Genomic DNA, 13701 nt, shown 5'->3' with positions numbered 1-13701 from the left:
TCTCACTTCCTTTATATAATATTCTACCATAAAATCATAGGATAATATCCTTTAGTTAAACTTTACAATAACCCACTTGTAAAAAGAATTTAAATAATATAAAATATAGAAAACGAAAGAAAGTATTTTATAATGAATAAAACAAGCGATAGAATAAAATATCTCATTTCAGCAATAATTATAATATCAGCAGAGGTTTTTATAGCTGTTTTCGTTAATGATGACTTTATAAGACCATACGTAGGAGATATGCTGGTGGTGTTCGTTTTATACTTTTTATATAAAACGTTATTTCCAAAGAAAAATAAAAACCTTCCTTTTTATATATTCATATTATCTGTGATAATAGAAATACTTCAGGGAATAAATATTGTAGATATACTTGGTCTTGGTGATATTAAATTTTTTAGGATACTTATAGGAACCAATTTTGATATAAAAGATATATTATGTTACCTGATAGGTTGTATGATACTTTATTATATCGAAAATAAAAACATAAAATAAATAAAGAAAGAGAGAACATATGTATAAATTACTTGCTACAGATATCGACGGAACACTTATAAACTCAAAAAGAGAACTTACGGATACTACCAAAAAGGCTATTTACGAAGCTTTCGACAAAGGATGTGTTATACTTCCTTGCTCGGGAAGAGGACCTCTTCCTCTACAGGATATTACAAATGAAATAGATTTGGACCTGCCTCTTGCATGTTTTAACGGAGCACTTGTCATAAAAGGGAAAAGCGGAGAGATACTATACGAAAAGGCAATAGATAAAGAGGACGCAATACTTGCATATAACGAAGGTGTAAAGAGGAATGTGGGTGTCATAGCATGGACATTCGACAATAAGCTTGCATTCAATGAATTCAATAAATTCACCGAACACTATTTATCAATGGCAAATGTAGCGAGGGAAGACGTTATAATAATCCCCGAACACATGGAAATATTCGACGAGAGGATAACGAAAGTGTTGTGGCAGGATGAAGTGGAAAATATGGATGACCATGTGGCTTATGCAAGGAATTTATTAAAAACAGTGGATAACAATGCAATGTGTGCAACAAGCCAGCCTTTCCTCCTTGAATTCACCCACAAAGACGCAAATAAAGCTGAAGCGATAAAACACGTTGCAAAGGCTTTTGATATAGAACATAAGGACACCATAGGTATAGGAGACGGACTCAATGATATACCGATGATAGAATATGCGGCTCTTGGAGTAGCGATGAAAAATTCACACAAAGAAACGTTGGAAGCGGCGGACTACATAGCTCCGAGCAATGATGAAGACGGAGTTGCATATGTAATAAATAAATTTATGTTAGGTAAGGAATAATGAAGAGAGCATCTTTAGAAGAATTCTGCAGTTTTCTGGAAGGAGAGATCCTGTACAGCGATTTCAGAAAAAACATAAGGTTAAATACCCCTTATGTAACGCGTCCGGGGATACAGCTTACCGGGTTTTTCGAATACTTTGACAATGACAGAGTACAAATAGTAGGCAATACGGAAAGTGCTTATTTAAAGCACCTTACACCTCAAGTGAGAGAAAACAGGATAAGAGCGCTTTTTAAGCACGATATCCCCTGTGTCGTGCTCACCAACGGAGTAAAAGAATACGAAGATTTTGTTAAAATAGCGAGAGAAGAACACGTTATACTTATAAGAAGCTGTTTTAATACTAACCTGACCATAAACAAAAGCGTTGCTTTTTTGGAAGAACTCTTTGCTCCAAAGATGCAGCTTCACGGAGTACTCGTTGAAGTTTTGGGTGTAGGTATACTCCTTGAAGGAGAAAGCGGGATTGGTAAAAGCGAGATAGCCCTTGAGCTGGTACAAAGAGGGCACAGGCTCGTAAGCGACGATCTGGTGGAAGTAAAGAAGATAAACGATACTACTCTGGAAGGTTCATGCCCCGAAGTACTTCAGTATTTCATGGAAATAAGAGGGGTCGGTATAATCGATGTAAAGGCATTGTTCGGAATGGGAGCGGTCAAAGACAATGTAGACGTAGAGCTTGTCGTAAGGCTCGTTCACTGGAACGATAAAGAACATTACGAAAGACTCGGCACCGAATATCAAAAGGAAGAAATACTAGGTACCGTACTCGACAAATTGACGGTCCCTGTAAGACCGGGAAGAAATATGGCGGTAATAATAGAAACTATCGCAAGGAACTACAGAGTAAACGAAATGAATTATAATGCGGGAAAAGAATTCTGCGACAGAATAGAAAAATATAATAATGAAAATGCAAAGAAACTAAAATAATAACTAAAAAAGACACTTGAGAGAGTGTCTTTTTTAGTTCATAATTATTGACACAATAGTCTATAATTACTATAATAGACTACAAGGTCTATAAATAGCGGAGAGTGATAATATTGAAAAAAGAAGAAAAGACTAAGCTTACGAAAGAAAAAATAATAAATGCTGCCGTAACGGAGTTCGGTACAAAGGGGTATGAAAAAGCTTCGATAAATAATATCTGCAATGAGAATAAAATTGCAAAGGGGCTTATATATCATAACTTTAAAAACAAAGACGAGATATATCTTACCTGCGTAAAAATGGTCTTCGTTAAAATAAAAAGTTTTATCGAAGAAAAATATACAAAAACAAATCTAAATGATTATATGGATATAAGGATAAAGTTTTTTAAAAGTAATCCAATGTATTCCTATATATTTTTCGATGCACTTTTAAATCCTCCCAATCATTTATTAAAAGAAATAGAAAAAATAAAAAAAGAATTCGATGATATGAATAAAGAAATTTATAAAAAATGTGTCTTAGGGTTAAAACTCAGAGACGGCGTAAGTATTAATGAGGCTCTTGAATATTACGATATTATAGGAAATACATTTAACATTTATTTTCAAAGAAAAATACCGCTAAACTCTGACATTAAAGAACTCATTGATGAACATGAACTAAAACTTACTAAAATAATAGATCTAATGCTTTACGGGATTGCGGATAAGGAATAAATAATTATGACTATATTAATATTAAGACTGATAATGACAATAATACTGGGATATTGGGCGGGAGAACTCATAAGCAAGATAAAACTACCCAAAATACTGGGGTGGCTGATTGCGGGGATGATACTCGGACCTCATGCATTATCACTGATAAACGATGAGATTTTAAATATTAAGTGGTATAATTATGTGATGCATATAATGGAATGTGCGGTCGGACTTATGATAGGTACGGAGCTTGTATGGAACAAAATAAAAAAGTCGGGCAAAGCGATAGTATTTACTACGATTACTCAGTCTCTGGGAACTTTTTTATTTGTATCCATAGTATTTTCCATTGTATTTTATATTATGAACATACCGATATATCTGGCATTCATATTTGGAAGTATTGCCCTCGCAACGGCTCCCGCACCGGCGCTGTCCATAGTAAGAGAATTCAAAACGAAGGGACCCGTGACAAATACCCTTATACCAATGGCAGCGTTAGATGATATGGTAGGAGTAGTGGTATTCTTTACTACAATATCGGTCGTATCATCTAATATTTCAAAAGACGCAATGCCGATTTGGCTTAGTATGCTCATAGTACTGCTGCCTCTTATCATCGGTACTGTGACAGGAATAGCCGCGGGATACATCTTAAAAAAAAATATGGATAAATCAAAGACTATGTTCGTCCTAATATCGTTCATCTTGTTATCATCATACATAGGCTTTATTTTCAATAATCATGTACTGCCTTCACCGGTACTTAATTTCATGCTTATAGGAATGGCTTTTTCGGCGGCTTATTCAAATATCGTACCAAGCGAAAGACTGGAAGAAATCACAAGAGATTTTAATCCAATACTTAATTTCAGCATTTTAGCTGTGATACTTAATTTGGGCTATCCTCTTGACTATCATTTGATATTGGGAGCGGGACTGTTTACCGCAGTATATATAATATCCAGAGCAGTCGGAAAATACTTCGGAGCATACTTAGGTTCATCTGTTATGAAAGCTCCGCTCAGTGTAAAGAAATTCCTGGGACTTACACTGCTTCCTCATTCCGGAGTATCCCTTGTCTTTACGGGAATAGCAGCTTCCGCACTTGCCTCTCCGGCACCGGAGTCATGCAAGATACTCCAAGGTACCATTGCCGCAGCGGCAGTAATAAATGAAGTGATAGCGGTGATAATAGCGAAAAAAGGATTTGAATGGTCGGGAGAATTAAATAAAGTATAAAAATATAAACATCTATCTTATCACTCGGGGCACTACGCCTGCTAAAGCAGATTTCGCGCCCCGAATAAACACTTGGAAACAAATAGTGAACAAATAAGAAAGAAATATAATGAACGATTATTTTAAGCAATCAAAAATATATAATATATAAAAACCGCGTTTAAACCAAAAAAGACCCTCAAAAGGATCTTTTTTGGTGTTTTAATTTACCTTATAAATTAATGATAGTTCCAAAATACAATCAAAGTATTTGGAATTATCGGGGGAACAGTTTTAAAGAATTAAATTCTTTTGTTTATTATAACAAATCAAATCCGCTAAAAAAACACCTTTTTGATTAGGTGTACATATAGGTAAAAATATTTTTTTATTTATTGAATGATTTAGGCTTCGGGGCGCGGAATCTGCCGAAGGCAGGCGTAGTGCCCCGAAAATAAGGGAATAAAAAAAGACGGCTTGAAGTCGTCTTTTTATTTTAATATGAATTAAGTATTGCATTATCAAGGATATCTATATCCCCGTTAAAATCATTGAATGATATATACTTCTTACTCTCACATGTATCATAAAAATAAGGTATATCGAATTTATCGTCGTTACCGTCAAAGAGAACTATAGATAGATCCAAAGAATATATATAAGGAAGCATATCGTAGAAATAATCGTTATCCCTTTGATAAAGCTTACTTATCCCTTCTTTGTCAAACTGCTCTATGGTATGCCTGAAACCCATGACTTTTCCAAGTACGGAATTCAAATAATCACTTCTTTTAAAAATAAATCCGTTTACTATAACACATAAAAGAAGCAGATTTAGCTGACACATGAACATGATACCGACATTACTGAAATGTATTATAAAATATGGGAATACGATATTTCCGCAAAGTATGAATATTGAAGCTATTAAAGCTCCGTATTTGACAGAAGTCTCCTTCCCCGTTTGGAAAGCAACTATAAGGTAAGATAACAGTGCATACATAAATCCCGCAAGAGTAATAAGAAGTATAGTAAATATCACCCTTGCAGAAGACGTATCATAAGCAAATCTTGAATAGATAACCATCGTCGCAACTACCAAAGCGGCAAAAGCAAAAGAGGTATATCTTCTAAGCTTTCTGGACATCTTGGTTTCTATATTTTTCTCACTCAAGAACTCATTTGCTACCACTGTTTCCATTTTCCTGAAATACCTTCCGTCATCATTAGATATTTCCTCTGTAGTTACTTTGTTCCTGTCTCCTTTAAATAAGACCTTGTACATGAGTCTTTCATACTTGGAAAGAGAATTATCCAAATCTTTAAGCTTGGTTAAAAGTATCGTTTCGTCTTCAAGCTTTTCTATTTTTATAAATTTTTTGACTGCGAGAGCGATCACAAGAGAAGAAAAATGATTGCTTACCGTTTCTCCGCAGTTCAAATAACCTATCAAAAAGCTATCCATTTCCTCCGGAGGATAAGAAGTTATTTCTTTTTCGACTCTTTTGTCTTTTCCCCAGATAAAGTATATAACAAGATCCAGTACCAAAAGACCTACCGTTACGAGTAACAGCAGGTTAAGTATATTTGGCGGAAGTTTTTTACTGAAAATCTTCTGAGTAACATAAAAAACTACACCGATAACTATAAAGAGTATTAACAGTATTACGCTTTCTTGAATTTTTTCTTTTCTCTTATTCATCTTTCTCTACCAGCTTCCGCCGCCACCGCCGCCGAAGCCGCCTCCCGAAAATCCACCCCCGCCGGAGAAACCTCCGCCGAAGCCGCCGCTGTCGTTATCGAATTCTACCGCCGAAGCAGTTTCATTCATAAAATACATATGATGATATAAATGAGTCATCATATAATAATCCCAAAATACATCATGTCCGTATGGAGTATACCAATCAGGTGCTTCGATTTCGATACCCTTGAATTTATCCATCCATTTATCACTTATATTAAGTACAAAAGCATATGGCATGACATCATAAAAATATGAAGGATTTTCATTTACCAAAGCTTCGAACTTTTCTTTCTCGGCTACTATAAGAAAATCTTTAAAACCTAAGATCTTTCCTATGACGCTGTCCAAATATTTGCTTCTTTTATAAGTAAGTCCCGCAAAATAAGAACTGATAAGAAGGAATATATTTGCTATAAAGAACATAAGCCCGCCGTCGGATAATCTCGAAATCAAAAATGCAGAGATAGCACTTAAAAGGATAAAAATGACCGTTGCGGCTATTATACTCATCCTTCTGCCATTCGTAGCCCCCTTATGCATCCCCTCTATAGCACCTATTATCCAAAGACTTAACAGTCCGAAAACGACAAGTCCGAATGCACCTAATACCAGACTTCCCATAAGGGAATAAAGTGCCTGATATGAAAAATAGAATACATTTATAAATGCCGCCAGTGATATCATTATACCAAGTATTACCTGGAACTTTGTCGCTTTTTTATCGCTTAATCTCTTTTTTCCTGAAAATTCGGAGTTTAAGTCATCACTCGCTATTGAAAGTGTTTCACTGAATTTGTATTTAAGCTCGGATAATTTTACCTTATCCTTTTCTCCTTTGAATAAACCGCTGAAAATCCTTCTTTCAAAAGGTTTAACATCTTCCGGCAAATCTTTTACCTTTATAAATTCAAGTTCATCTTCGCCTAATTCTTTGATTTTCAAATACCCTTTGGAAGCAAAGTAAACTATCAAAGAAGTAAGATTTTTTTTACTGAGTGAATTACCCGCAATATATCCGACTTCAGCCGGAGTCATATTATCCGGAGGATAAAATTCCACAGTCTTTATAATCTTTTCATCTCTTCCGAATTTCATGGATATAAAAACAGATAATAATAAAATAATACCCGCTATGCCCAAGAAAACAAAATCAAAAAATTTATTGTTTGAAGGTGCGGCTGTAAAGTAACCTTCCGGAAGTTCTATCCTGACTGTAAGGCTTTCGTTGTTATATAGCTTAGAAGTCGTATATCCGCTTACTACATTCCCTTTGATTTTATACTCTACATTATTTCCTTTATTACCATACTGACCGGATGTAAAGTTGATGAGCTTCGTATCAAAATCCTTAGGCATATGTATTTTAAAGTCTACCCTGTCTATGGTAGTATCCCATTCATTACCTATTAAATTGTAATACACATCGTCGAAATCCTTTATCCCGTCATTTCCAACGACATAAGTATATCCTATTACATAAGTCTGCTTACCGGTAACATATTCATCTTCATTACCTATTTGAAGAGATATGTCTCCCAAACCGCTTTCCTTGGTATAATCACTGTTTACGCTTATATCTTTAACTTTTATCACATGAGTCTTTTTTACTTCTTTACCGTCTATCGTTCTCGTAGCCGAAGAAATCGTAGGTATGGTCCTAAACAGACCATGCCTTTCATTTTCTCCGAAATCCACATTTATCGTTTCCTTCACAGTATAGCTGTTATCTTCGTTTACCTTCATATCGATATCATAGTTATCGATAGTAAAATATTCTCTTGCAGATACACTGCTAAAAGGAACAAATAAGAACAATGAAAGTATCAAAGCAAATACAAGTTTGCCAAATTTTTTCATTTTCCCTCTTTATCCCTTAAATAATTAAAATTCTACTTTTACGTTTTGTCTTTCGTTTTCGTTTTCAACTTCAAACAGTGGTTTTACACTGAAGCCGAACATATTTGCAATGAGGTTGCTTGGGAATACTTCGGTTTTTGTATTGAAAGTATTTACTATAGCATTGTAGTATTTTCTTGAAGAAGCGATTTCTTCTTCCATTCTATTTAGGTCAGATTGAAGAGAAACGAAGTTCTCGTTTGCCTTTAAGTCGGGATAACTTTCGGATAAAGCAAACAAGGATTTAAGCGTTCCGCTCAAAATATTTTCACCTTCTACTCTTTCATCTACGCTTCCCGCATTCATAGCCATGTTTCTGGCCTGGATAACTTTTTCCAAAGTCCCCTGTTCATGTTTTGCATAACCTTTTACGGTTTCAACGAGGTTTGGTATTAGGTCATATCTCTTTTTAAGATACACATCCATCGTCGCATAAGCTTCCTTGATTTTATTGTTAAGTTTTACGAATGAGTTATAGCATGTTATCAGATAAATAACAAGTAAAGCCACAACCACTAAAATAATTATTAACACTGTACTCATATTCTGTCTCCTTTTTCTCTTGAGTTTTCGTTATTTATTATATTTTATCATATAAACTTAAAAGTAATTAGTGTTTTTGTGATTTTAATGAAAATATTTGAAATATAGATGAATACTTAATAAAATTTTATTTACAAAACAAATAAAAGGGTATAAAATAAAGTGTACTATTTTTTTAATAACAAATATTAAAACTAGATTTTAGGAGGAAAATATATAGATGAAAGTTCTTGTAATTAACTGCGGAAGCTCGTCTCTTAAATATCAGCTTATCGATATGGAGAACGAAAATGTTTTGGCAAACGGTGTAGCTGAAAGAATAGGAATGAGTGAAGGTGTTTTGACTCATAAACAACCGGGAAAAGACGATGTAGTATTTAACGAAGACATGCCTACGCATAAAGAAGCTTTACAAATCCTTGTTAAAGCATTGATAGATGAAAATTACGGAGTGATAAAAAGCCTTGACGAAATAGCTTCCATAGGTCACAGGATAACTACCGGAGGTGAAAAATACAACACTTCCATAAAAGCAGACGATGAAGTTATAAAAGGACTTGAATCATGTGCAGAACTTGCTCCTCTTCATATACCGGGACAAGTTATGGGGCTTCTCGGATGTAAGGAAGTATTCCCGGGTAAAGAAATGGTTTGTGTATTTGATACATCATTCCATAGAACTATACCTAAAGAAGCTTACATGTACCCTATACCATATGAATATTATGAAAAGTACGGAATAAGAAAATACGGTTTCCACGGTATTTCGCATCAGTATGTTTCGGCTAAAGCGGCAAAAATGCTGGGTAAAGATATCGAAGATTTGAAGATAATCGTTTGTCACCTTGGAAATGGAGCAAGCGTATCGGCTGTTAAAAACGGTAAATGTATCGAAAACTCAATGGGCTTCACGCCTCTTGACGGACTTGAAATGGGAACGAGAAGCGGTTCTATCGACCCTTCCATAGTACCTTTCCTTTGTGAAAAAGAAAATAAATCACCAAAAGAAGTTGAAGATATTCTAAACAAAGAATCGGGACTTCTCGGTGTATCGGGAGTATCTTCCGATTTCAGAGATATCACAGACGCAAAAGACAGCGGAAACGAAAGAGCAAAGCTTGCATTCGATATATTCGTATACAGAGTAAAGACTACTATCGGTTCGTATACGGCGGCAATGAACGGCGTTGATGCTATCGCATTTACAGGCGGAATCGGTGAAAACGCTACTGTGGTAAGAGAAGCGATACTTAAAGATATGGAATATTTCGGTGTTGATTTCGACGAAAAAGCAAACGATGTAAGAGGTAAAGATACCATTATCACAAAAGAAGGTTCCAAAACGACTTGCATGGTAATACCTACAAACGAAGAACTAATGATAGCCAAAGAAACAATGGAGATTTTAAGCTAGTAAATTTAGAGATGAATTAAAGATAAAATCTTGACAAATTTTATTTAAACAAGTATAATAATTCTTACTGTGACGCTAGGAGGTATCAAGTTGATTATAAGGCTTAAGAAAATCTTGGATGATAAAGATAGAAGTATTATAATCGATGAAACTCTTGACGGATTTGATTATAATGACTTTACATTCTCCCCCATCAAAGTTAAGGGAAATGTGCTGATCGATTTAGACATGTTAAAACTCGGTGCTAAAGTAAATTATTACTATACCGGGGAGTGCGACAGATGTCTTATCGATATAAAAAAGGAAGAAGAGTTTACTTTAGTCAAGCAGTATGATATAAAAGAAATCGAGAGCAGTGACAAAGAAGGTATAGACCTTGAGGAAACTGTTAAAGAACAAATTTTATTAAATATGCCAAATAAAGTTTTATGTAAAGATGATTGTTTAGGCCTTTGTCCAAAGTGTGGTATAAACCTAAACAAAGAAAGCTGTAATTGTAAGGATAATCAGATAAATCCAAAATTTGCGGCACTGGAAAAACTATTAAAGGGCGAAGGTGAAAACTAGGAGGTGAATAATCATGGCAGTACCAAAGAGAAAAATTTCAAAAGCAAGAAGAGATAAAAAAAGAGCTAACAGTTATAAACTTGAAATGCCTACAGCAAGCGTATGTCCTAAGTGCGGAGAAGTAAAGGCTCCACACAGAGTATGTAAAGCATGCGGAACATATAAAGACGTAACTGTTGTAGATGTAGCTGAATAATTAGAATATATTTAAGACACCTAACGGTGTCTTTTTTATTTTATATAAAAAGGATTTTTCATATCATAACTATAATTAACTATCTCCCCTTTATGTAAAAGTTAAGTTTTATGATATGTCTTAATCATTTCACTATAAAGAATGACTTTCATATTTTTTTTAATAAAAGTCAAATCAAAATCTATTTTATCTAAATATTACTTTTCAAATAACAATCAAATTCAGATTTATTTTTACAGGAAAGGTATCACTAATACAAAATAAGTGTGTAATCATGATAACAATTAATTCAATATGATACTTATATAAAACCTAATATCAAATTCTATAATTATACGATTCATATAGAAAAAACCTATAAAATAAATATACTTTAAAACTCTTGTTAAGTAAGAGTTTTTATTTTTTATAAGATTTTTACTTGTTTTTATCTTATTTTTTTCGACATTTTTCTATGTTTGTGACTAAAAAGTGACCACTTTCGACTAAACCCTTGACGAAGAACGAATGTTCTATTATTATATAAAAAAAGGACAAACAGAGGTCAAGATAATGTTCAGCAAATTATTTTCGGGAAGTATCGTAGGAATTGACGGCATAATAGTAAGCGTAGAAATAGATATATTAAACAAAGCACTTCCGTCTATCTCTGTCGTTGGACTTGGGGATATAGCGGTAAAAGAATCTAAGGAAAGAGTATTTTCCGCAATAAAGAACAATTCATTTCAAATCCCTATGGGAAAGATAACAGTAAATCTTGCTCCCGCGGGGATAAGAAAAGAAGGGACCTACTACGATCTGCCGATGGCGGTGGGGATACTTATGTCATCTACTCAGATATTCTCAAAGATAGATTTAAATAAGTATTTATTCCTCGGAGAACTTTCTTTGGACGGCACCCTTCGCGGGGTCGACGGAGTGCTCCCTATGGTTATGGAAGCAAAGAAAAACGGCATAACCAATATAATACTGCCCAAAGAGAACGCAAAAGAAGCCTCTATTATAGACGGGATGAAAATATATCCTGCCGAGAAACTGATGGAAGTGATAAACCATGTAAACGGCAGAAAGGATTTAGAATATATAACAACAGATAAAGACGACTTTTTAAAAAATCATGAAATAGAAAGTGACTTGGATTTTTCTGATGTAAAAGGACAGGAAAGCGTAAAAAGAGCAATGGAAATCGCGGCGGCGGGAGCACATAACATGCTTATGGTCGGTCCTCCGGGAAGCGGGAAAACAATGCTTGCAAAAAGATTTGCGACTATCTTACCCAAAATGACACTGGAAGAAAGTCTTGAGGTAACGAAGGTATATTCGGTATCCGGACTTTTGAAAAAAGATACGCCGTTGATAGCTTCAAGACCATTCAGAAGCCCACACCACACAATTTCCGACGTATCTTTAATAGGAGGCGGAAGGATACCAAATCCCGGAGAAGTGAGTCTTGCTCATCTGGGAGTATTGTTCCTCGATGAATTTCCGGAGTTTCAAAAAAAAGCTTTGGAAGTTCTCCGTCAGCCTCTTGAAGACGGGATAGTGAATATATCTAGGGTATATGCTTCACTTACCTATCCTGCGGATTTTATGCTCCTCGCAAGCATGAACCCATGTCCGTGCGGATATCTCGGGGACAGTAAAATAGAATGTACCTGTTCGGATTTTCAAAAAGAAAAATATAAAAATAAGATTTCGGGACCGCTTCTTGACAGGATAGATATACAAGTAAAAGTGCCAAGGCAGGATTATGAAAAGCTGAGGATAAACAGCAAAAAATCCGAAAGCAGCAAAGAAATAAGGAAAAGAGTAAACAAAGCAAGAGAGATACAGCTTGAAAGATATAAAGGAACAAACGTACTTTTCAACTCAATGCTTACACCGAGCATGATAGAAAAATGGTGTAAGATAGGAGAAGAAGAGGAAAAACTGATGAAAATGGCCTTCGATAATTTAAATTTATCGGCGAGAGGATATCATAGGATACTCAAGCTCGCAAGGACTATTGCGGACTTGGATGGATGTGAAAATATAAGTTCTTCACATATTAGTGAAGCTTTACAGTATAGAGGGATGTAATTTTGCATATAATATACTTGTAAATATTATATTTTGTTTATTTTAATTTTACTGAAAGCACCTTTTTAAAAGGTGTTTTTAGTTTACAAAAAAAGAACCTGAGGGCTCTTTTTAAATTGGGATATTTTTAAACTTATAATCATTTCCCGCATAATTGAAAGTAACGGTTATGCTTTTAACATTATCGTTGAAAGGCAGGAATTTTACATTCAATGTTTCCTTATACTTTAAAGGTTCATCGACGGGATAGTCGTCGAAGAAAAATGCGGTAGGCTTATATTCCATACCCATGTTGTCGATGACTTTTAAATTATTGACCTTGTGGTTGCTTATAGGGTTTTTATTTTCATTTTCAACAAGAAAGACTATATAAAACGAACTTTGATTTCCGCTCATCCAGGAGTATGTTATAAAATACTTTTCATTCAATACCCTTTCTATATCAATACTCACTCCCCCTTTCGACAAGCGGTATTTACTCTTTCCATAGTCCTTTTTTAATAGCTCATTTATATTCGGCGGAAGATTATCGCTTATATTGGCTACGCTGAAAGTATTCGTATCAAAAACAAATGTAAATATAAGAAGCCCCATAAAAATAATACTTAATATTATAATAATGATTTTTAAAGATTTATTTTTTTTCATAATAAATATTATGAGAATAAAAGTTTAATATGAAGATAAATTCAAATTAATCCGGTTTGTAAAAATAAAGATAACGAATGATTTAAATATCAAAATAATTCAATATCATCAAAACATAAAAATAACACCTTAAAGGTGTTACTAATTTAGTTTTATCCATGCATCTCCTGAGAGGTGCGACTTTGTCATATGTATCGGGAATTGTGAAACAATCGTTTCAACCCACACACAATATATTAATGCGACTTTATACTTATTCATTCTGCACATAAAGTTTTATTGAAACACTAAAAATCAAATATGAACAGTATCTATTAAATATGTAACTATTCACGACTCAATAACATGCCGCCGCGATGATATGCGAGTGTAACTTTTGCATCCCTTTTAGCAACTGCTTCAG

General features: G+C 34.4%; 13 protein-coding genes. 9 read left to right on the top strand and 4 right to left on the bottom strand.

What is annotated here, in order from left to right; translation table 11 throughout:
* Positions 1 to 132: 132 nt before the first annotated feature.
* From NSA01_RS05365 to NSA01_RS05345, 5 genes are all read left to right on the top strand, one after another.
* Entirely contained in the window at positions 133 to 507 is a 375-nt protein-coding gene (locus NSA01_RS05365) for a ribosomal maturation YjgA family protein (RefSeq protein WP_257480479.1), read from the top strand.
* A gap of 19 nt (positions 508 to 526) precedes the next feature.
* Positions 527 to 1348: a Cof-type HAD-IIB family hydrolase gene (locus NSA01_RS05360; protein WP_257480478.1), complete on the top strand. Its 822-nt coding sequence runs from the start codon at positions 527 to 529 to the stop codon at positions 1346 to 1348.
* On the top strand, positions 1348 to 2283 hold the full coding sequence (hprK, locus tag NSA01_RS05355) for an HPr(Ser) kinase/phosphatase (protein WP_257480477.1): 936 nt from the start codon (positions 1348 to 1350) through the stop codon (positions 2281 to 2283). Before NSA01_RS05360 ends, hprK begins: the two co-directional genes overlap by 1 nt.
* Positions 2284 to 2387: 104 nt before the next feature.
* Positions 2388 to 3002: a TetR/AcrR family transcriptional regulator gene (locus NSA01_RS05350; RefSeq protein ID WP_257480476.1), complete on the top strand. Its 615-nt coding sequence runs from the start codon at positions 2388 to 2390 to the stop codon at positions 3000 to 3002.
* A gap of 6 nt (positions 3003 to 3008) precedes the next feature.
* On the top strand, positions 3009 to 4229 hold the full coding sequence (locus NSA01_RS05345) for a cation:proton antiporter (RefSeq protein WP_257480475.1): 1221 nt from the start codon (positions 3009 to 3011) through the stop codon (positions 4227 to 4229).
* A 475-nt stretch (positions 4230 to 4704) separates the two neighbouring features.
* Here the strand turns inward: NSA01_RS05345 and NSA01_RS05340 are convergent, their stop codons facing one another.
* From NSA01_RS05340 to NSA01_RS05330, 3 genes are read right to left on the bottom strand one after another with little or no spacing between them, the layout of a single operon-like run.
* The gene (locus tag NSA01_RS05340) at positions 4705 to 5910 is read right to left on the bottom strand and encodes a DUF2207 domain-containing protein (RefSeq protein ID WP_257480474.1); all 1206 of its coding nucleotides are present in this window, start codon (positions 5908 to 5910) and stop codon (positions 4705 to 4707) included.
* Between the two features lie 6 nt (positions 5911 to 5916).
* Entirely contained in the window at positions 5917 to 7812 is a 1896-nt protein-coding gene (locus tag NSA01_RS05335; RefSeq protein WP_257480473.1) for a DUF2207 domain-containing protein, read from the bottom strand.
* Between the two features lie 24 nt (positions 7813 to 7836).
* Positions 7837 to 8394 carry a LemA family protein gene (locus NSA01_RS05330; RefSeq protein ID WP_007049709.1) on the bottom strand — a complete coding sequence of 186 codons (558 nt, stop codon included), beginning with the start codon at positions 8392 to 8394 and terminating at the stop codon, positions 7837 to 7839.
* Between the two features lie 220 nt (positions 8395 to 8614).
* Between NSA01_RS05330 and NSA01_RS05325 the strand changes: the two genes are divergently transcribed.
* From NSA01_RS05325 to NSA01_RS05310, 4 genes are all read left to right on the top strand, one after another.
* Positions 8615 to 9808: an acetate/propionate family kinase gene (locus NSA01_RS05325; RefSeq protein WP_257480472.1), complete on the top strand. Its 1194-nt coding sequence runs from the start codon at positions 8615 to 8617 to the stop codon at positions 9806 to 9808.
* A gap of 90 nt (positions 9809 to 9898) precedes the next feature.
* The gene (locus tag NSA01_RS05320) at positions 9899 to 10375 is read left to right on the top strand and encodes a YceD family protein (RefSeq protein ID WP_257480471.1); all 477 of its coding nucleotides are present in this window, start codon (positions 9899 to 9901) and stop codon (positions 10373 to 10375) included.
* Positions 10376 to 10388: 13 nt separating this feature from the next.
* The gene (gene rpmF, locus NSA01_RS05315; protein ID WP_007049712.1) at positions 10389 to 10571 is read left to right on the top strand and encodes a 50S ribosomal protein L32; all 183 of its coding nucleotides are present in this window, start codon (positions 10389 to 10391) and stop codon (positions 10569 to 10571) included.
* 552 nt (positions 10572 to 11123) lie between these two features.
* Positions 11124 to 12650: a YifB family Mg chelatase-like AAA ATPase gene (locus tag NSA01_RS05310; RefSeq protein WP_257480470.1), complete on the top strand. Its 1527-nt coding sequence runs from the start codon at positions 11124 to 11126 to the stop codon at positions 12648 to 12650.
* A gap of 111 nt (positions 12651 to 12761) precedes the next feature.
* Here NSA01_RS05310 and NSA01_RS05305 read toward each other — a convergent pair whose 3' ends face one another.
* Positions 12762 to 13298 carry a hypothetical protein gene (locus tag NSA01_RS05305; RefSeq protein ID WP_257480469.1) on the bottom strand — a complete coding sequence of 179 codons (537 nt, stop codon included), beginning with the start codon at positions 13296 to 13298 and terminating at the stop codon, positions 12762 to 12764.
* Positions 13299 to 13701 lie beyond the last annotated feature (403 nt).

Origin of the sequence: Anaerofustis stercorihominis, assembly GCF_024623185.1 — a bacterium.
Taxonomy (GTDB): domain Bacteria; phylum Bacillota; class Clostridia; order Eubacteriales; family Anaerofustaceae; genus Anaerofustis.
Note: the sequence above shows the minus strand (reverse complement) of the source record. Positions and strands in the feature narration are given on the sequence as shown.